Raw genomic sequence first — 18,728 nt, 5'->3', positions numbered from 1 at the left:
TTATTTGCTCCAGACTACACGGTTGATATAATCTGTATAGGAAATGATAATTCTTACCACTTTTTCCGAAACATTTGGCATGGAATAATCCGCCACAGGCCTAAAATTACGGTCGTTCCCGGTTTTTTGCTGCAGAACCTGGGTGAGTCCCTGTAGAATTCTTTCAGGTGAAAGGCCAACCATCATTACACTGGCCTCTTCCATTGCTTCAGGCCTTTCATGAGCCTGGCGGATGTTGAGTGCCCGGAAATTGAGAATTGAAGATTCCTCAGAAATGGTACCGGAATCCGACAGGACGGCGAAGGCTCTTTTCTGCAGCGCGTTGTAATCATGGAAACCGAGTGGCTTCAGGAATTGAATCAGGGGGTTCATCTCAAATTGCATCCTGTCAATCATATTTTGCGTCCGCGGGTGGGTCGAGACGATTACAGGATACCGGTATTGCGCTGCAATTGCATTTAAGGAATCCATCAGTCCTTTGAAGTTTTTCTCTGAATTGATGTTTTCTTCCCGGTGAGAACTCACCACAAAATACTTGCCTTCCTCCAGATTCAGTTTATCGAGTACACCGGATGCTTCAATCTCCGGTAAATAGTGATGAAGCACTTCAAACATCGGGGAGCCGGTCTTGATGATCCGGTCCGCAGGAAGTCCCTCTCTCAGTAAATATTCCCTTGCGATATCGCTGTACGTCAAATTGACATCTGCCGTATGGTCCACTATTTTTCGGTTCGTCTCTTCCGGCACCCTTTGATCAAAACACCGATTCCCGGCTTCCATATGAAAGATCGGGATTTGTCGCTTTTTAGCAGGGATTGCACACAGGCACGAATTGGTATCCCCCAAAACCAGGAATGCATCTGGCTTGACCTCCTCAAGCAAAGGATCGATTTTGATGAGGATATTTCCGATGGTTTCGGTCGCCGTCTTTCCGGCAGCTTCCAGGAAGAAATCAGGTTTGCGGAGACCCAGATCATCAAAAAAAATCTGGTTCAGTTCATAATCGTAATTCTGACCGGTATGAACGATAATGTGTTCAATTGCATCTGAACGGTCCAGCGCCATTAACACCCGCGAGAGCCTGATGATTTCCGGCCGGGTGCCAACAACTGTCATTACTTTGAGTTTGGTAAGCCGGTGATTGGTGATTGGTGATTGGTGATTGGTAGCGGTTGAGTCCGTAATATCGTTCATTTGTTTTTTAAATATTTTATTATCCGTTCAATTGTTTGCCTATTGTTTCTACTTGACTGTTCACTTTATCATACTGCTCGGAAGAGAGAAAGCTTAAGTTATTGGCAATGAGTAACTGGGTTTCAAGTTCCTGTTGACTACCTAGGGCAATATACAAAAAATGGATAAAAACCTTATCTGAATTTCTGGCAGCTCCTTCAGCAATATTACTGGGAATTGAAATACTTGCGCGTCTTATTTGATTTGTTAAACCAAATATTTCCTCTTTGGGAAATTCGCTGGTTATTCGATATACTGTGGTAACGAGTTCGATGCTTCTTTTCCAGACATCAAGGTCTTTATGTGTTCCCATGGCATTGGTTTTCGCAAATATACAAAACACCAGTCACTGATGACCAACCAATCACATCTACCGGTCACTAATCACCGTTTCAGACCTCCACAAAATACGTATCCGCATCCTCCGCATTGTACGGCTCACTGATCCAGAAAATGGTATATAATTCTTCTTCTCCTGTATTTTTAATATTATGCGTGTACCAGACCGGCATATCAACATAAGCGGGTTCACTGCCGTCAAGATAAAAATTCAGTATTTCATCGCTATCAATTTTTCTCAGCTGAATACGCGCTTTACCTTTTATGACGGCAAACCTTTCAATTTTTCGGGTATGGAAGTGATTGCCGCGGGTGATGCCGGGTTTCGAAGTGGAAAAGGAGCACTGCCCCCCGATCCCCAGCCTGATGATCTCTACAAAAGCGCCCCTGGAATCACTATGCTGCGTAAATTTTACCGGATAATGCTTTTTATGATCAATATAAGAACGGAACGTGTTAAACAAGTTATGTTCAAACAAATCACAAATTACAGGAATTTCCCCGGCATCAAAGTATTTTGTTTTGTAATCATTTAATAATGTTAAAACTTCTGAAACTTTTTTAGTTGCAGTTGCCTCAATCAAGAATTCCGGTTTGCTATTGCCTTCTCTAATTTCGTTAACAATTGTATCTACCAATTCCTGAACGTAAATTAATTTCACTTCACCATCATCGGCAATTGTTGGCGTTTCGCCATGCGTCAGCTGATGACAGAATGTAGCAATAAAAGAATTGTAAAAAGGCTTTCCAAAAGCCCCATAAACGTTTGGGATGATTAAACCTGTTATTTTTCCACCGTTTTCAGAAGCCCATTTTACAAGAGCTTCCCTGCCCTCTCTTTTAGATTTCCCGTACAGATTATTTTTTTCTTCCTGAGTAGATGATGATATCATCACATGAGCCTTTGATCCGGTTCTTTCCAGAGAAGCAATCAACCGTTTTACCAGTTCTATATTAGTACTGTATATGACTTCCGGGTCCGGATGGCGGTTCATCGCAGACAGATGCACGATTACATCACACTGAGCGACAAATTCATCCAGTTTTTCCGAATCTTCAAAATAATTTTTCTGAAAATCTATTCTTTCAAATTCTCCCGGCCGTAAACCCAATGTATTGTACAGATGACTTCCGACAAAACCTTTCTGGCCGGTGATTCCTATTTTCTTCATTTTTTAGCTTTGAGCGTTCAGTTTTCGGCAGTCAGCTTTCAGCTGGCGTACACCTTGATTCATCAATTATCAAACTGATCAGCAGTATGCAGTTCTCAACTGCTTTTTTTCCGCTTACTGTTTTCGGCCATCACCTGTCTGTATGCTTCAGTTGGTGTTCAGCTTCATTATTTTGCTGGTGCCTCTTTGGTTCAGTTTTAACGAACTGCCAGTATTTGATTAGTCTGTTTTCAGTAATTGCTTTATGGTATCCCTGCATCCCCAGCTGATGGCTAATGGCGGAGTGCAGAATACTTTTAATACGGATACTGCAAAACGTCTTCCCCAAAAATCTCCTTCCGGATCAGCGGAAGGGTAGAAATAAGTTTCTTCAGGCCTTCAACCCCCTGCTGTTCGGTATTGTGGGAATGATAATCTTCAATTTTTGAGATGTCACGTTCCCCTTCCGAGAAATATTTGGAATAGTTCAGGTCCCGGTTATCGGCCGGTATCCGGTAGAAATCGCCCATATCTTCAGCATGCAGCATTTCTTCCCGGGTACATAGGGTTTCATAGAGTTTCTCGCCGTGACGGGTGCCGATGATCTTTACAGGAACTTCTTTTCCCGCAAGATCCATAAGTGCTTTGGCAAGATCCCCGATTGTCCCTGCAGGTGCTTTGTTAACGAACAGATCACCCGGATTGGCATTTTCAAAGGCAAATAATACCAGATCCACCGCATCTTCCAAAGACATAAAGAATCTGGACATATTCGGGTCGGTAATCGTGATTTTCTCCCCTTTCCGGATCTGGTTCAGAAACAAAGGAATCACAGAGCCTCTGGACGCCATAACGTTTCCATATCTGGTAAGACAAACCACGGTTTCAGTAAGGCTGCGGGACTCCGCAACAGCCACTTTTTCCATCATCGCTTTGGAGATTCCCATCGCATTGATCGGATAAGCTGCCTTGTCCGTACTCAGACAGATGACTTTTTTTACTTTATTGAAGGCTGCGGCGCGTATCACATTTTGTGTACCTTCTACATTTGTTTTCACGGCCTGCATCGGGAAAAATTCACAGGAGGGTACCTGTTTAAGTGCTGCCGCATGAAAAACATAATCCACTCCGCGCGTTGCAGGTTCAACGCTCGCATAATCGCGAACATCACCGATATAATACTTGATTTTGTCGTTTTTATAGAGGACACGCATATCATCCTGCTTCTTTTCGTCGCGCGAAAAAATCCGTATTTCCTTAAAATGGTCGGTGTGTAAAAAGCGGTTAAGAACAGCGCTCCCGAAAGACCCGGTACCACCGGTGATGAGTAAAGTCTTATCTTTTATTTCCATGATTTTAAATCTTTATTTTTTATAGTATCCATCCAAAGTTTTTCATATAAGCCACTGATACTGGATATGGTGTAATTATTTAATATTTTTTTTCTCCCGTTATTTCCCATCGTTGTCGCTTTAACGGAATCGTTTAGAAGGGTTACAATAGCGTTTGAAAGTTCTGTAACATTTTTAGGAGACACACAAATACCTGAGGGATTGTCAGAATTAATATCAAGCATTTCGGGGATAGCTCCTACATTTGTGGCAATAACAGGACAACCCAATGCCATTGCTTCTAAGACTACATTAGGGAAACCCTCTGAAAAACTGGGTAATATTAGAACTGTTGCATTCTGTATCTGCCTGTACACTTCATTTTTATCCAGGGCTCCTGTAAATTCAATCCACCTGCTCTTCGTTTTTATTTCAGAGCGCTTTATCAATTCATCTTTTACGACCTGTTCATAGGGCCCAACAAATATTAACTCCTTTTTTCCAGGAATTGTGGCGCATGATTCCACAAGTTCAAAAACCCCTTTGGCAGCAACTACATGTCCAACAAATACGATTCTATTTTGATCTTGGACCCTTCTTTCCAATAATTTTTGTGATATTTCTTCAAGTTCAGCCGATATTGGATTCGGAATATTCACAATATTTTTAAAACCGCATACCGCAAGGGTATTATAGGAGCTTTCATCAATAACAATCACACTGGTGCTTTTTGTAATAACTTTTGATATTAAGTACCATTCCCAGTTTTTCTTCTTTGCCATATGAGGAATTCTTCCAAAATGAAAATGGATGATTATTCTTTTTTTTTTCCTTGCTGCTATCTGGATCAGTAAAAGATCTTTAAACAATGCAAAAGACGCGCTGCTCGTCAGGTGAATGATATCTGGGTTTACTGTGGCAATATTATGTTTTAGTTCCTTAACAGCCGTTAAAGTATCTTTAATCCCACCGAGGACCCTCTTGCTAAAACTTAAATCGGTAATCTTCCGGTATTTGATCGCTGAATTCTGATGGGTGATATGAAACTGACCCTGAGCGGATGAATAATAATCTAGCAGAATCGACGACCACGTGGCAATGCCCCCCAGAGGCGGCGGTAATGGAGAAATGAGTAAAATTTTTATCTTGTCGGTCATCTTATAATATTCTTTGCATTTTAGAAAATCTTCTGATTAGGTACGTAATGGATTCAGATCATTATTTGAATGTAAATGTTTCAGGTAAAAAAAACCAAATATGGCGTAGTACGACCACGCTGTCCACAAGATAGCATTATTTGAAAACAAAACAATGAAAACAATCATCATATAGATGTAAACAGTTTTTGGTATTTTGCTTCTGTGTTTGTCCCTGATCAGTACAAAAATAAAACCTATAAAAATACAGGTAAAGAAAAAGCCGAAATTTATCGGTAAAAGTGTAAAGGTGTTATCACTTATCGTTCTGGTCTCGTCAACATCCTGGAGTGCGGCTGGAACTCCTATAAAGTAGTACACAACATTCTCATTCATCACGTCCCAGAAATAGACTAATCTCTCTATCCGGCCGGTTGAGGTATCCAACCGGTCGAATAGAGATGCATACAGAAATTCGTACTTAGCCGGGTCGAAATTCACAACAGCCACAAAGCTTAAGATCAAAAAAATGGCAACTGTCCTTATCCTGTTCATAACGTTTTCACGGAATAATTTTAGATAGAAGTAATACAACAATGCGAGTATGATAATTAAAAGCCCTCCTCTGGAAACGGTAGGCGCACTGGCGAGAAATGCCAGTAAGGTGATTCCCGAGACATACAATACAGATCTTTTAAGGTTGCTGAACAATAAAATAACATAAACAATACCTGTAAATGAAGATTGCGTATTAGCTCCACCCATAATTCCAGCAAAGCGACTGTCCTCCACAAAGCCTTCAGCCAGCACATCAACATTATTGATTGAATAAAAGCCGAACATATATCCGACTGAATTTAAAGTATGAACGACCAAAATAAAAATAAGGATTTTCTGAATGATACTTTCCAAACCCTTGAATTGTATTTTATCGCACACCATAATAGCCGCAGGAACAAACACGACATACCTGTTTGCACCGATGATACTGATAATATCATTATTAAAGATAATCCCCCTGAAAAGCGAAATAATAATAAATAACAATACGATCAAAAAAAATGCGGCGGTATGTCCGTCATTAAAAATTTTAATATTTTTTAAAAAAATCAATAAAATAAAAGCGTACGGAACAACGGTTACAAAGAAGGAAAGATTGGCAACCCTGTAAGAAAAAAAATAGTCCAGAACCTGCGCAATTCCGATATATAACAAAAGGAATATAAGCTTTTTCTGTCCTGCCAGTAACGCAATATTTGATTTAGTATTTGTGTTAACCATTGGAGCCTACCTTTTCAGTTGATTTCTTTATTAAGAACTTTATAAGTTCCAGACAAATGGTATAAACATATCTGAAGAGATTAATATCTGATACGCCATAAGTCAATACAAGTCTCAATAGCACATACGAAACTTTTAGATGCATATTATACGTATGGGACCTTAAAACAGAATTGGCGCAGACTCTATATTCAATCTGAGGTTCAGAAAGATAGGTCAGCTTATAGCCGTTCTTTACCAGTTTTAACCAAAGGCCGTAATCTTCTGCCGCGGTCACTACAGGATCTTCATCAAATTCAATTAAATTGGAATGGGTGACCAATGTTGATGACAATGCAATTTTATTTGAGCGGATTAGGTCATTTAAATTTTCTGCTGCTCTGTTTTCTGAGGGCTTTTTAATAATATGCTCACCGAACAGGATCACTTCCGAATATACCAGGTGATTGGCATCTTTATCTGGAGAACCGGAGATTGCTTCCAGTTGTTTTTCGAGTTTATTGGGAAGCCAGATATCATCATCATCACAAAAAGCAATGTACTGTCCGGTGGCCTGCTTAATCCCGTAATTACGGTTTACAGCAATTACGCCGTTGTTTCCGTTCTGGAAAGGGCGGATTTTTGGGCTCTCAAAACTGTTGATATGGCTGATAAAATCGTAATTCGAATAATTATCAACCACAATGAGTTCAAAATCCTGAAATGACTGGTTGAGTATTGACTTTAACGTCTGAGCGAGAAGCTCTTTTCTGTTGAACGTTGTTACAACGACACTGACTAACGGCATTTCACTTAATTTATAATATTATTCTTCCTTTCAAAATAATCAAACAGATCATTTATCCCTGCTTCTAAATCCCAATCGGGCTCAAAACCAATACTCCTCACTTTGCTGTTATCGATTTTATATCTTGATGAAGATGGTGATGCATTTTTGCCGACAGGGGCGGTAATATTTATTACGTTCCCATAACGTTTAAAAAATATATTTTTAATGATCACAGCAATTTCCATAATAGAACGGGTGATTCCTGAGCTCAGATTATAGACCGCATGCTTCTCCTCTGTCTCCATGATGGTCTGGATCCCTTTACAGACGTCCCATCCGTGAATAAAATCCCGTAAAGGGGATCCGTCAGACTGCAGTACAATTTCATTTTGCGTATAAGCCATCCTGCACAGATCATTCACTACCAGCCACCAACAGTTGTTTTCCTCAAATATGGGTGCTCCGTAACTGTTGGACAGTCTCACTACACTGCAGTCAACAGCAGAGGTCCGGTTGTAGTAGTCACAGATTACTTCACCAATCTGGTGGGTGAGACCGTAAGCATTTTGAGTATTCAGCCTGCGCTCCTCTGTAACCGTTTCATCTTTTAAGACGCCGTAGGTCTGGGCAGTTGAGAAATAAATAAACTTACTTAATCCCTGTTTTGAGAAAATATCCAATATCGACCAGACCGGAGTGATGTTCACCGAACTGACCATCGCGGGATTCCCGTTTGACTGGTGATGATCCAATGAAACCAAATGAACTACAGTATCATACCGGTATTCTGCCAATTCCAATAAAACGGATTCATCTCTTACATCTCCATCTACAATCCGGTCCATTTTTGAAACCCAACTTTCGTCGGAAGGGATGTGGGAATGGCAGAGTGCTGTTACCGCATACCCTTCATTACTCAGATGTAAACAAAGCCGGGCTCCTATATATCCACTTCCTCCTGTAACCAGAACCTTTTTCATTACCATTCGTACATGATATCAGATAAATTTTCCTTTCGGTCCACCTCATCCGGACGGTGTTCCAAATCCGCCAGATTCAACAGCAGATTGGTACCGGCGCCAACACCGGAGAAAGCTACCCACACTCCGGGTGGGATTGTAAGCCGCTGGTAATTATTCTCCCCTAAAGTAACATCGGTGAAGCTGTTTGGGGTACTGCTGTTTTCCCGGTCATCAAAAATAACGAACCGGATTTCACCTATGGGCACTACAAAATTGAGGGTCATTTCAAAGTGCTTTTTCCAGGGTTTAATATCCCCACAATGAATGGTCGAAAAATACGCTTCACCGAAACCGGAAAAACCCTGATCTGATTTCTTCATTCCATGGAATACATCACCTTTCGGATGATGTATTCTCTTTAACGGAGTCAATAAAACCCCTTCTGTATTTATTTTGTCCATGCGATATTGCCAAGCGAAGCTAAATCCTCATACCCTTTGATCTGAGATAAGGTGTAAGCAAACATTTCGCCCTTATTTTTATAATATTCATAGTACCAGTCACTGGTGTATTCAATAAGCGTATGGTAATCTAGTGTCGGCTTCCATTGAAAATGAAACAGTGCCTTATCGCAGTTCAATTTCAGCAGACCGGCCTCATAGAATTTAATGTCACCTGTTATTTTATAGGCCTGTTTTGAATCTTCAAAATGCCAGCGGACACTCATATCTTCCAATATTTCCTGTACTGTGTGGTTGTATTCAGGTTTTGGACCAAAGTTAAAACTTTCCCCGTTCAGGGTATGGTCCTTATACAGCTTTTCTCCCAGCAGTAAATAGCCGCTCAGCGGTTCCAAAACATGTTGCCAGGGTCTTGTGGCCTTTGGACTTCTGATCTCCACTACCCGTCCTTCGCTCCATGAACGCATGCAGTCAGGAATAATCCGGTCCAGGGCCCAATCTCCGCCACCAATTACATTACCGGCCCGCGCTGAAGCTACCTGAACCAATCCTCCCTCCTTCTTAAAAAAAGAATGATAATAGGATTTGAAAATCAGTTCTGCTGCTCCCTTACTTCCACTGTAAATATCTTTCCCTCCTACTGCATCAGTTTCCTTATATCCATAAATCCATTCTACATTATCATAACACTTATCGCTGGTGATAATAACCGCTGTACAGGGTTTGGAGTAGGTGCGTAATGCCTCAAGGACATTTGTGGTTCCCATTACATTCGTAGATATGGTCTCTACAGGTTCAGTGTATGACAGTGAAACGATGGGCTGGGCTGCCAGATGAAATACAAAATGGGGTTCCACTTCGCTTATTATTTTTTTAACCGCATTTAAATCGCGGACATCCGCGTAGAAATGAGTCATTTTATTGGCCAGTCCTGTTTCTGAAAACATGGCAGGTGTTGTAGGGATCTCATTAGAAAACCCATACACATCGGCTCCGAGCGAAATAAGCCAGGTACAGAGCCATGATCCTTTAAAACCCGTATTTCCGGTCACCAAAACTTTTTTGTTCCGATAGATATCGCCAAACATTATTTTTTCTCCCATTTTACCCAAGGTGCATTATGATTATTGTAAAGTTCATTTAAAAGGGTGTACTCGCGTGAGGTATCCATCGGCTGCCAAAACCCATCATGTTCAAACACTTTTAGTTCGCCCATCTCCACTAATTTTCTCATGGGCTCCTGTTCCAGAACCAAATCCTCCTCATCACTCAATACATCGAGAAACTCCCGGTTGCAGACAAAGTAACCGCCATTAATACGGCCACCGCTGGCTTGAGGCTTTTCGTTAAAACCGGTGACGGTTGACCCGTCATCTGCGATTCCCAGTTCGCCGAATCGGCCGGGAGGTCTTACTCCTGTAAGCGTAACCATTTTTCCGTGCGATTTGTGAAAGGTGACCAGTGCATCAATATCAATATCACCTACGCCATCTCCATAAGTCAGCATAAAAATGGGATCGTCCCCGATGTATTTTTTTATCCGTCTTACCCTGGCTCCTGTCATGGCTTTGATTCCGGTTTCGGCGAGCGTAATGTTCCACCCATCTTCATCATGACTGGCATCTGAAACGATCTGCTCCGATTTCTTACCTAATTTTATGGTAATATCAGAGCTTCTGACTTCGTAATTAATAAAAAAATCTTTAATGACTTCGCTCTTATACCCTAAACACAAAACAAAATCGGTGTATCCAAAACCGGCATAGGTTTTCATGATATGCCAGATAATTGGTTTCCCACCAATTGGGATCATTGGTTTCGGAATGTCCTCAGCGACATCGCGGATTCTTGTTCCATATCCGCCACAAAGTATAACTGCTTTCATATTATTTTGCTTTTTAAACACAAACATCCGTGTTTTAACTTTAAAAGTTTGTGAAGTATTAAAATTTATTTTTTTAACTTGTTAATCCTAAACCTGATTTTTGAAATAAATGATTTTTTTAACAAAAATATGATAGATCAATAGTGTAAAGTCTCATTTGTCATTTTTTTAACTTACAGATTCAAAATTTCATTATAACTTTCAATCATTCTATTTTTGGTGAATTTATTGTTAAAGGACTTGTAAGCATTCTTGCTAATGTTTTCAAATACATTTGCGTCAAACAAAAGCTGAATTTTATCAGCTAACGAAGTATAATCATCACTATTAACAAGAAACCCATCACAACCATCTTCAATTTGTTCTGCTATTCCTCCTACATTAGTAGAAACTACAGGCATTCCAATTCTCATGGCTTCTAATATTACCATCGGAAAACTTTCAATTTTAGATGTACAAACTAATATATCATTATTTGAATAATAAAGCTCCATATTTTCTTTAAACCCTTCAAAAGAAACATAATCTTCTAAATGATTATTGATCAAAAAATCGTCTAATGTTTTTTTATAATTATCATCAGTAAAATCACCAACAAAAGTAATCTTTACTCTTCTGCTAAAATTATTAACCAAAATATTTAAAGTCTTTAGCAACATCAACTGATTTTTTGAATCAGATACATATCCGATATGAAGTATATTGATTTCTTTAGAGGCAGTATTGATTTTTTTTTCATTGGGATCAATTCCATTATGTATTACTTTAGGAAACTGAAATATTTTCCTGATTCTGAGCAACTCAATTGCCGATTTTTTTGAAACTGAAACAATGATGCAATATCTGTCAACTAGCCTGTCCCAAATATAATCAAAGCCAATATAAGCTTTGGAATATTTTCGAGGCATACTGTGAAAGACAAAGATTGATTTTCTTTTAATCACCAATGCTGAGGCAAAGGAAGCTGTCCCACAAAACAAAGCTGCGGGATATCCACCGTTATGAGTCATAAAACAATCATACTTTAATTTTCTAAAATAAAAGAAAAAGTATACAAAAGAAATCAGTAACAATGGATACCTTAGTAAATAGTCAACAAGCTTTAACAGCAAATATATAATTTTCTTTTTTTTGTGTTGAGTTGCAAAATTACTTAAATCAGCCGGTGTCAGCAATCGATATTTAAATATATGAATTCTGGAAGGTAATCTTTGAGTATTTAATATCCTTTCATCAATTTTTTTGTTAACTATTAAATATATTTTTTCAGCCTTCACATTTAATAAAATGTCTCTGCATACCTTATCTAAGCCACCTGCGACGTAATTTTCCATAAAAAAGATGATCGTACTCATAACTTTTATTTAGAAGAAAATAAACCTGTTAAAATCTTTCTTGTTGATTTTTCAAGCAAGTAATAAACTATCAACGGAACAATTGTGGTAATGAAAATAATAATTCCTAACTTAAAATAAACCTCTATATCACCCTTAAACAAAACTTGTATTGGCGGGATGTAATATACAATGACCAAAAGTATAAGTATGGGAATAATTATTTTTTTTATCAGTGAAAAATACAAATGCTTTATGCCACTTCCACCAATGGTAATAATAAATGCGATGTTGAACAGTGTATTTAAACTTATGGTTGTAAGGGTAGCCGTAGCCAGTGCCTTTTCTTCCAAGCCAATGTAATCAAACAAAATAATACTTGAATAGAACACAATCGGTAAAGTTAATGCCGTAAAACGCATAATTTTATTATAGGATTTGGCGATCATATAATAGGAAATGGGAATACTTAAGGCAGTAAGAGAAATGGTTAATATAAAATATCGACTAATCAAAATTGATTTTTCAAAAACGCGGCCCACCCACACAAAAATTATTGGTTCCATATATAATACTAATACCAGAGGAGGAATTATTATTAAAGGGAAAGTCCATTTTAATAATGATGAAAACGCATTGTTTAATCCCAGGTCATCATGAACCGCTGTAAACCGGTAAAAATAAGCCAGATAAGGACTGAATAACGTGTTATAAAGTGTTCTCATAAAATTTAAAAAAACAACCGCAACGGCATAAATGGCTACTACCTTTATTCCATAAAACTTACTTAAAATAATAGTATCCAATTCAAAATATAAAATCCATGCGATTGTTAATAACAGGGAACTAAAAGCCAGATCCTTAGTTTTAAGATATACCTCCTTTGAAAAACGAAATTGTTTAAGTAGAAATAAAATTTCGTATTTATAACGCCTTACTATAATATACACCGCTATTAAACTTGAAATTAATGACAATACTTGAATTGATAAATAATAGCCTATGATATCATAGGTCTTACTAGTTACAAACAAGCCAATTATTCCTATTTTAATAAGATTAAAAACTATTTCAATTCCTTGATAGATATAATCCTCAATACGTATAGAATATACCAGTACATTTAATTTCTGAATAATTATCGTTGGAGAAAACAATACTAAAATTAATATAAGCTGGCTGGCGATTTTCAAATCAACAGTTGATCCAGATTTAATCAGTAAGCTTGGTGAGTAGGCAATAATAAATAGAAAAATTACAATTACCCCAACAAAAAGAGATAGAATGAACAATGAAAATCCAATGACCTTCATTTCCTTCCGTAGGTTTTTTTGTACAAAATATTCAGCTGCATATTTTTGACAGGCAGCCAAAAACCCTAAATCAGCATACGAAAAAAACAGTCCGAGACTTGTACAAATTGTATAAATCCCATAAATGGTGGGGTTTGAAGTTAATTTTGGGATGACCAGCAGTACCGTCAAGAAGCCAGTAATAATTGCAAGGATTTTGGTGCCATAAATTAATGCGAGATTTTTTTTGAATGATTTCATTCTCTTTTTTTAATTAATCTAGCGGGATTCCCCCCAACTATTTCATGATTTCCAATACTTTTTGTAACTATTGAACCAGCTGCTATAACTGCACCATCCCCAATTGTTACACCTGGTAAAATGACGGATTTTGCACCAATCCATACATCATTGCCGATTATTATTGGTTTGGAAACCTCTCTTTGTTCTCTAATCAATTTCTCTTTAAGTACAGAATGATTAAAATTAATAATTAGGACATCGGGACCAATATATACGTCATTTCCAATTATAATATTGTCATATTTGGCACAAATGAAGAAATTATAATTGGCAAAAAAATTATCACCAATATTTATCTCTCCTCCTTCGAAAGACATAATTTTACAATCAGGGCATACCCTAAAAGATTTCCCAATAGATATATTTTTTAATCCTGAAAAAATAACATTTTCAGGGATAATGAAATTTTCATGTTTAAAATACTTTTTGTAAAAAATTCTTCTTAACCAATTGCCACCAACAAAAGAAGGCAAATTGGTAAGAATCCAAACAAACAGTGATTTAATGATCATAGTAAACATTATATGATTTTTTCCAAAAACAAGTTCGAATCAAAATTTGGATTAATATAATCTGTCAGGACAGATGAATCAACAAGATTCCTATTATTCAATATATCAAATAATTCTTCCATAGTTTGGGCAGATGGAACTTTAACGTTTTTACCGTCAAAGGGTGGTATAACAGGAAAGTTATCCAAACAGTTCCCATTCTCCTGACGGGGCTCAAATACTACGTAATTAACACCGGAAATAAGGCTTTCAAGAAAAACTGTTGAAGTGGGCCCGATAACTAAGGAGCTTTTACTCAGTGAAACCGCCAGTTCGTCTGTATCCGGAATAAAAAAATTAGAATCAATAAATTTTAAGTACCAATTTCTGTCTTCGCTCGGATGTGGCCTAAATCTGGCTTTGGTTACCCCTATTTTTTGCAACACTTTTTGAACCATATTCATATAATAAATACAATTCCCTCTTTCCCTTAAAGTGTACTCATCGCCAGAGGGACAGCCATTCATTGATTTTGGTAAAACCAATATGTTCTCAAAGCTGAACTTTAATGATACTTTATTGTCGATCCTATACTTTGGATGACCGCTTATTAAGATCTTATCAGGTGTAACTCCGGCATGAATATAATTTTGTTTTATCGCCTCCCCCCAAACAACCAGAAAATCAGTACGGTTATTATCAATTTTACCATAAATTCCTGGTAAACCATGAATAAACAAAAAAGTGGGCCTTTTAAGTTCTTTAAAAATCTGAATGGTTAATTTTTCAAAGAATCCAATATCATTGGCTAAAAAAACAGCTCTAATATTTTCTTTAATTACATACTCTTTTATGGCAGCCTTTAGATCATCTATCTCTTTAAAAAATTCCTCACTAATTAACTCGTTAAAATTACCATAAGTTAACTTATTATTTATTTTTTTTACCTTCTTATATAACTTAAAATCATACAGATTAAATGCTTTTAGGGAGTAATTCCAGGGCATTCTACCAACAAGAAATTTGCTATCGTTTATAGAGTTTGAAATGTTGAAATAAGAAGAATTCCAGATTTTTATCTTATTTGAAGGTTTTTTCCGGAGTAGATTTAACCAAATAAAAAAATCTATAACAACATCCTTTACCGCAAGTTTGAACGAGGAAATCTTTGTTATTGTTTTCTCTTCAGGATTTTTAAAATTATTTCCATAGTAATATATTTTTTTGTCAAAAATATATCTTAATAAGTCATAATAATTATGATGTTCTGGATCATAATTATTAAGGAAATTATATAGTGGAGGTAATGATCTATTTGTTTTCAATACAATCTTATTTAAAAATTTCGTTACAAACCCTATCACCCCGTTTAACATCAAGTAAGGCTAACTTCCCAATAATTTCATTGTAATATTTGGGGTGCAGCCCAAATCCGGGTCTTATAGAACGAACATTTTTTTCGGTGATCATCTCCCCTTCTTTTATATCTTCAACAACATATAATGATCTGGAAAAATCTTTGCCCTTTACCTGTTTTTCCGTCAGGGTATAATCTACCTTCCCAATTGCACTTTCTGCCTCCCTCACTGCTTTTACCATTGCAGTAAACTCTTCTTCATTCATGGAGAACGAGGCATCTGGCCCGCCAATGGAACGGTCTAATATAAAATGTTTCTCGATAATCTTTGCTCCAAAACAGGTCGCCACAATTGGCACCGTGCTTCCCATGGTGTGATCAGACAGACCGCTGATCACTTTATAGCGTTCGGCCAAATCGCGCACCATACACATATTGGCCTCGTTTATTGGGGCAGGATAACTGGAAGTGCATTTTAATAAGGCGATATCATTGTTTCCCATTCTTCTGCAGGCATCCAACGCCAATTCTATATCAGCCTCTTCAGCGATCCCTGTAGAGATAATGATTGGTTTTCCCTTCGAAGCTGTATATTCGATCAAAGGAATATCCGTAATTTCAAAAGAGGCAATCTTGTATGCCGGTACTTTAAGGGTTTCGAGGAAATCAACTGCAGTTTTATCAAACGGTGAAGAAAAACAGACCAAACCTTCTTCTTTGGCTACTCTCATTAATTCTTCGTGCCATTCCCATGGGGTGTATGCTTCCTGATACAATTTATGCAGATTTTGCCCTTCCCATATAGTCCCTTTGATAATAAAATCATCTTTATCACAATCAATCGTCATGGTATCAGCAGTGTAGGTTTGCAATTTAATACAGTCGGCACCTGCACGTTTTGCAGCACGAATTGTTTCAATAGCTGTTTCCAAACTACCATTATGATTGGCTGATAGTTCAGCAATAATAAATACAGGTGAACTACTGCTGATCTCTATATTTTCTATTTTCATTGTAAATTTAATTTATTGATCTTACCAGGCAAAAGGCCTCCGCAAAATTAGTTCCTATTACCACTCCCCACCTTTGAGCCTGAATCTTTAATGCTTCAGGCGAACGAGGGTGAGGATAGGCACGGCGTTCAAATTCATAACTCTCCATTCCCTTTATTTTAGCATCTAAATTGCTTTCTGATACACCGAAAAACAAGTTGGGTAAAAAGTGACGCGGATCTGTTGGTGATCTCCACTCAGTACCTGAAGGAGTTTCAAATGTTATAATCATTTTAACTTTCTCATCCTGCAAGGGTCTGCAAGCTGTAATTATTGCTTCAAAGGTTCTTTGATGATCAACATTTACATCGCCTCCATGATGGGTAAAAATAACTTCCGGATCAAATATTTTCTTTTCTTTTTCGATAACTTTAATAATATCCAGCAAAGCCACTGAATCAAATCGGTTGTCCGGAAAATCATAAATACTGGTACTGTGGTATCCAATAGCAAACTGCGCACTTTTAATATTGGCTCTGTGGGTAGCCAATTCATTTTCCCAAACGGCAGTATCTCTGACATCTGATCTTGATGTAATCCCTTCTCCAAGAATCACAACATGCGTTTTTACATTATATTCGTTGATTAATTTATGTAACGTTGCTCCTAACCCTAATAATTCATCATCAGGATGTGCAACTACAATCATTATTCTTTTATTTCTTAGAGATTCTAACATTTGCTGTAATTATTTCTTTGTTTTCGTCAAATTTCGAATTAATAAACTCAAATTTCAAATGATCTGTTTCTATAAAAGCATGCGGATAGCCCTCACAATCCAGCATCCGAATATAATCGTACACTTTTTCTAAATCAGATAATTCACAAATATTACTATCTTCTGGTTTTCGTCTTTTAAACTCTGTAATTTCACCAAACTGAGGTAACGGCTGAATATTTTCATTAATAATCTCACCGATCATTTCTTCAATAACAGATGATGATCGTTCAAATATTTCCGTGGCAGTCCCTTCCAGGCCAAGCGTTTTTTTCAGGTACACATCGCCTGTATCCAATCCCTGTTCAACCTTTATTGCAGTTATTTTTGTTGTTTTGTAATTCCTGCTGATTAAATTTTGTAAGGGACTCCCACCCCTTCCAAAAGGCAGGTCGGTCATATGAAATACAATACATTCAAAACTTTCAAAAATTTCTCGTGGAATGATATGCGACCAATGAGGAATAAAAATTTTAGTTGGGTTAAATTTTTTTATATTTTTTAAATTAAAATCACTTTTCGAATCAATGAGTAACCAACTATCATTACAGAAGGTCTTTTTCAGATCACTGAAAAGATTTTTATGCCAACTCTTTTCGGTTAGAAGAATATAATTGCTCACGATTAATTTATTTTAATACTCAAAATACTCAAAATCATCACTTTCAATTTGTATTTTTTTGAATCCCAAATTCACAAATACATTTATTGACGCTTTATTTTGTTTTTTAACAGTTGCTTTCAATTTGTAATTTTCCAATTTCTTTATAAGCAACCTCACAATTTCTTTCCCAAGACCTTTCCCTCTATATTGATAATCAACAGAATAATCAATTTCCCAATATAAATCCTTTTTATCAACTCTTATTTGACCCAGTGCTTCGTTTTCAGAACACAGTATGAAGAGTTTTGTTTCGGGACTGTTAAGCTTTTTGGCTAACCATTTGATATGGTTATCCCATGTAACCGGCTCCTGACGAATTGAATTTTTTCTAACATTCTCTTCATTTACCCAGCCAAATAATAACTCTGCATCATTTTCAGTTGCTTCTCTTAGAAACAGTGTTTGATTATACATTTTTATTAAATTTTGCATGGATAATTACATCTTTATAGGAACTTTCAAAAAAACAATGTTCCTTCAGGGTAGCTTCCTTATGAAAACCGCTAACTTCAAGAGATTTATACAAATGCGGTCTCAAATCAAAAGCATAAGTAAAAATCTTGTGAAAATGTAATTCTTTAAAAGCGACACGTTCTATTAAGTTCAAAAAAACACACCAGTGTTTATGGAAATCTTCTCCTTGCAGTTCACTATTTAAAACAAATGAGATTTCCGCATTCCTGTCGATCCAGTTGATATGGACTAATCCGCCATAGCCGATGCAAACTTCATTTTCAAGATATGAGAATAGAATTTGATTTGGTCGATCCTGTTCGAAAAGATTTTCAACTACTTTTTTAAAATAATTTTCCTGGTCCTCAACGGTAAGCGGTTTGTTTTGGCGTAAATGATAGATTTGCTCATTTCGCCACTTCATAATTGCAAAACGGTCTTCATAACGAATTGGAACAATTGCAAACGGCTCCTGTTCAAAAATCGAATTGGTTAAAAAATTATAACGTCTCATTT

Annotated in this window: 20 protein-coding genes; all 20 read right to left on the bottom strand. The window is 37.2% G+C overall.

Translation table 11 applies throughout. The features are described from left to right. Positions 1 to 1,194 (bottom strand): non-hydrolyzing UDP-N-acetylglucosamine 2-epimerase, encoded by a 1,194-nt coding sequence (wecB, locus tag FUA25_RS06315; RefSeq protein ID WP_147756054.1) that lies wholly within the window; start codon positions 1,192 to 1,194, stop codon positions 1 to 3. A gap of 19 nt (positions 1,195 to 1,213) precedes the next feature. Beyond that, entirely contained in the window at positions 1,214 to 1,546 is a 333-nt protein-coding gene (locus FUA25_RS06310) for a four helix bundle protein (protein WP_147756053.1), read from the bottom strand. Positions 1,547 to 1,625: 79 nt separating this feature from the next. Continuing rightward, on the bottom strand, positions 1,626 to 2,744 hold the full coding sequence (locus FUA25_RS06305) for an NAD-dependent epimerase/dehydratase family protein (protein ID WP_147756052.1): 1,119 nt from the start codon (positions 2,742 to 2,744) through the stop codon (positions 1,626 to 1,628). Positions 2,745 to 3,040: 296 nt separating this feature from the next. Then, positions 3,041 to 4,075 (bottom strand): polysaccharide biosynthesis protein, encoded by a 1,035-nt coding sequence (locus FUA25_RS06300; RefSeq protein ID WP_147756051.1) that lies wholly within the window; start codon positions 4,073 to 4,075, stop codon positions 3,041 to 3,043. Further along, on the bottom strand, positions 4,066 to 5,211 hold the full coding sequence (locus tag FUA25_RS06295) for a glycosyltransferase family 4 protein (protein WP_147756050.1): 1,146 nt from the start codon (positions 5,209 to 5,211) through the stop codon (positions 4,066 to 4,068). The genes FUA25_RS06300 and FUA25_RS06295 overlap by 10 nt, the downstream gene beginning before the upstream one ends. Before the next feature lie 36 nt (positions 5,212 to 5,247). Continuing rightward, entirely contained in the window at positions 5,248 to 6,471 is a 1,224-nt protein-coding gene (locus tag FUA25_RS06290) for a hypothetical protein (protein ID WP_147756049.1), read from the bottom strand. Then, complete coding sequence (locus tag FUA25_RS06285) at positions 6,464 to 7,258, bottom strand: glycosyltransferase family 2 protein (protein WP_147756048.1); 795 nt, start codon at positions 7,256 to 7,258, stop codon at positions 6,464 to 6,466. The genes FUA25_RS06290 and FUA25_RS06285 overlap by 8 nt, the downstream gene beginning before the upstream one ends. A gap of 5 nt (positions 7,259 to 7,263) precedes the next feature. Continuing rightward, positions 7,264 to 8,220, bottom strand: a complete 957-nt coding sequence (locus FUA25_RS06280; protein ID WP_185146667.1) for an NAD-dependent epimerase/dehydratase family protein — start codon at positions 8,218 to 8,220, stop codon at positions 7,264 to 7,266. Beyond that, on the bottom strand, positions 8,220 to 8,663 hold the full coding sequence (locus FUA25_RS06275; RefSeq protein ID WP_147756046.1) for a dTDP-4-dehydrorhamnose 3,5-epimerase: 444 nt from the start codon (positions 8,661 to 8,663) through the stop codon (positions 8,220 to 8,222). Before FUA25_RS06275 ends, FUA25_RS06280 begins: the two co-directional genes overlap by 1 nt. Continuing rightward, a complete protein-coding gene (gene rfbG, locus FUA25_RS06270; RefSeq protein ID WP_228411660.1) occupies positions 8,651 to 9,766 on the bottom strand; it encodes a CDP-glucose 4,6-dehydratase in 1,116 nt (371 codons plus the stop codon). Before rfbG ends, FUA25_RS06275 begins: the two co-directional genes overlap by 13 nt. After that, positions 9,751 to 10,548, bottom strand: a complete 798-nt coding sequence (gene rfbF, locus FUA25_RS06265; RefSeq protein WP_147756045.1) for a glucose-1-phosphate cytidylyltransferase — start codon at positions 10,546 to 10,548, stop codon at positions 9,751 to 9,753. The genes rfbG and rfbF overlap by 16 nt, the downstream gene beginning before the upstream one ends. A 173-nt stretch (positions 10,549 to 10,721) precedes the next feature. Further along, complete coding sequence (locus tag FUA25_RS06260) at positions 10,722 to 11,903, bottom strand: glycosyltransferase family 4 protein (protein ID WP_147756044.1); 1,182 nt, start codon at positions 11,901 to 11,903, stop codon at positions 10,722 to 10,724. A 5-nt stretch (positions 11,904 to 11,908) separates the two neighbouring features. Then, positions 11,909 to 13,435 carry a lipopolysaccharide biosynthesis protein gene (locus FUA25_RS06255; RefSeq protein ID WP_147756043.1) on the bottom strand — a complete coding sequence of 509 codons (1,527 nt, stop codon included), beginning with the start codon at positions 13,433 to 13,435 and terminating at the stop codon, positions 11,909 to 11,911. After that, positions 13,432 to 13,989 carry an acyltransferase gene (locus FUA25_RS06250; RefSeq protein ID WP_185146666.1) on the bottom strand — a complete coding sequence of 186 codons (558 nt, stop codon included), beginning with the start codon at positions 13,987 to 13,989 and terminating at the stop codon, positions 13,432 to 13,434. Before FUA25_RS06250 ends, FUA25_RS06255 begins: the two co-directional genes overlap by 4 nt. Before the next feature lie 8 nt (positions 13,990 to 13,997). Then, the gene (locus tag FUA25_RS06245; RefSeq protein ID WP_147756041.1) at positions 13,998 to 15,293 is read right to left on the bottom strand and encodes a hypothetical protein; all 1,296 of its coding nucleotides are present in this window, start codon (positions 15,291 to 15,293) and stop codon (positions 13,998 to 14,000) included. A gap of 7 nt (positions 15,294 to 15,300) precedes the next feature. After that, positions 15,301 to 16,338, bottom strand: coding sequence for a pseudaminic acid synthase (pseI, locus tag FUA25_RS06240; protein WP_147756040.1), 1,038 nt, complete (start codon positions 16,336 to 16,338; stop codon positions 15,301 to 15,303). A gap of 7 nt (positions 16,339 to 16,345) precedes the next feature. Next, positions 16,346 to 17,056, bottom strand: coding sequence for a PIG-L deacetylase family protein (locus FUA25_RS06235; protein ID WP_147756039.1), 711 nt, complete (start codon positions 17,054 to 17,056; stop codon positions 16,346 to 16,348). Further along, the gene (locus tag FUA25_RS06230; protein ID WP_228411659.1) at positions 17,034 to 17,717 is read right to left on the bottom strand and encodes a methionyl-tRNA formyltransferase; all 684 of its coding nucleotides are present in this window, start codon (positions 17,715 to 17,717) and stop codon (positions 17,034 to 17,036) included. Before FUA25_RS06230 ends, FUA25_RS06235 begins: the two co-directional genes overlap by 23 nt. Before the next feature lie 12 nt (positions 17,718 to 17,729). After that, complete coding sequence (locus tag FUA25_RS06225; protein ID WP_185146665.1) at positions 17,730 to 18,173, bottom strand: GNAT family N-acetyltransferase; 444 nt, start codon at positions 18,171 to 18,173, stop codon at positions 17,730 to 17,732. After that, complete coding sequence (locus FUA25_RS06220) at positions 18,166 to 18,726, bottom strand: GNAT family N-acetyltransferase (RefSeq protein WP_147756036.1); 561 nt, start codon at positions 18,724 to 18,726, stop codon at positions 18,166 to 18,168. Before FUA25_RS06220 ends, FUA25_RS06225 begins: the two co-directional genes overlap by 8 nt. Between the last annotated feature and the right edge of the window lie 2 nt (positions 18,727 to 18,728).

Source organism: Chryseobacterium sp. (assembly GCF_008014695.1).
Taxonomy (GTDB): Bacteria; Bacteroidota; Bacteroidia; order Flavobacteriales; family Weeksellaceae; genus Kaistella.
Note: the sequence above shows the minus strand (reverse complement) of the source record. Positions and strands in the feature narration are given on the sequence as shown.

What these genes read in the sequence shown, in the direction of transcription:
- FUA25_RS06310 (WP_147756053.1), bottom strand. Translation starts at nt 1,546, where the DNA reads ATGGGAACACATAAAGACCTTGATGTCTGGAAAAGAAGCATCGAACTC.
- FUA25_RS06225 (WP_185146665.1), bottom strand. Translation starts at nt 18,173, where the DNA reads ATGTATAATCAAACACTGTTTCTAAGAGAAGCAACTGAAAATGATGCA.
- FUA25_RS06295 (WP_147756050.1), bottom strand. Translation starts at nt 5,211, where the DNA reads ATGACCGACAAGATAAAAATTTTACTCATTTCTCCATTACCGCCGCCT.
- FUA25_RS06235 (WP_147756039.1), bottom strand. Translation starts at nt 17,056, where the DNA reads ATGTTAGAATCTCTAAGAAATAAAAGAATAATGATTGTAGTTGCACAT.
- FUA25_RS06260 (WP_147756044.1), bottom strand. Translation starts at nt 11,903, where the DNA reads ATGAGTACGATCATCTTTTTTATGGAAAATTACGTCGCAGGTGGCTTA.
- FUA25_RS06280 (WP_185146667.1), bottom strand. Translation starts at nt 8,220, where the DNA reads ATGAAAAAGGTTCTGGTTACAGGAGGAAGTGGATATATAGGAGCCCGG.
- FUA25_RS06255 (WP_147756043.1), bottom strand. Translation starts at nt 13,435, where the DNA reads ATGAAATCATTCAAAAAAAATCTCGCATTAATTTATGGCACCAAAATC.
- FUA25_RS06300 (WP_147756051.1), bottom strand. Translation starts at nt 4,075, where the DNA reads ATGGAAATAAAAGATAAGACTTTACTCATCACCGGTGGTACCGGGTCT.
- rfbG (WP_228411660.1), bottom strand. Translation starts at nt 9,766, where the DNA reads ATGGGAGAAAAAATAATGTTTGGCGATATCTATCGGAACAAAAAAGTT.
- pseI (WP_147756040.1), bottom strand. Translation starts at nt 16,338, where the DNA reads ATGAAAATAGAAAATATAGAGATCAGCAGTAGTTCACCTGTATTTATT.
- FUA25_RS06285 (WP_147756048.1), bottom strand. Translation starts at nt 7,258, where the DNA reads ATGCCGTTAGTCAGTGTCGTTGTAACAACGTTCAACAGAAAAGAGCTT.
- wecB (WP_147756054.1), bottom strand. Translation starts at nt 1,194, where the DNA reads ATGAACGATATTACGGACTCAACCGCTACCAATCACCAATCACCAATC.
- FUA25_RS06250 (WP_185146666.1), bottom strand. Translation starts at nt 13,989, where the DNA reads ATGATCATTAAATCACTGTTTGTTTGGATTCTTACCAATTTGCCTTCT.
- FUA25_RS06220 (WP_147756036.1), bottom strand. Translation starts at nt 18,726, where the DNA reads ATGAGACGTTATAATTTTTTAACCAATTCGATTTTTGAACAGGAGCCG.
- FUA25_RS06290 (WP_147756049.1), bottom strand. Translation starts at nt 6,471, where the DNA reads ATGGTTAACACAAATACTAAATCAAATATTGCGTTACTGGCAGGACAG.
- FUA25_RS06275 (WP_147756046.1), bottom strand. Translation starts at nt 8,663, where the DNA reads ATGGACAAAATAAATACAGAAGGGGTTTTATTGACTCCGTTAAAGAGA.
- rfbF (WP_147756045.1), bottom strand. Translation starts at nt 10,548, where the DNA reads ATGAAAGCAGTTATACTTTGTGGCGGATATGGAACAAGAATCCGCGAT.
- FUA25_RS06305 (WP_147756052.1), bottom strand. Translation starts at nt 2,744, where the DNA reads ATGAAGAAAATAGGAATCACCGGCCAGAAAGGTTTTGTCGGAAGTCAT.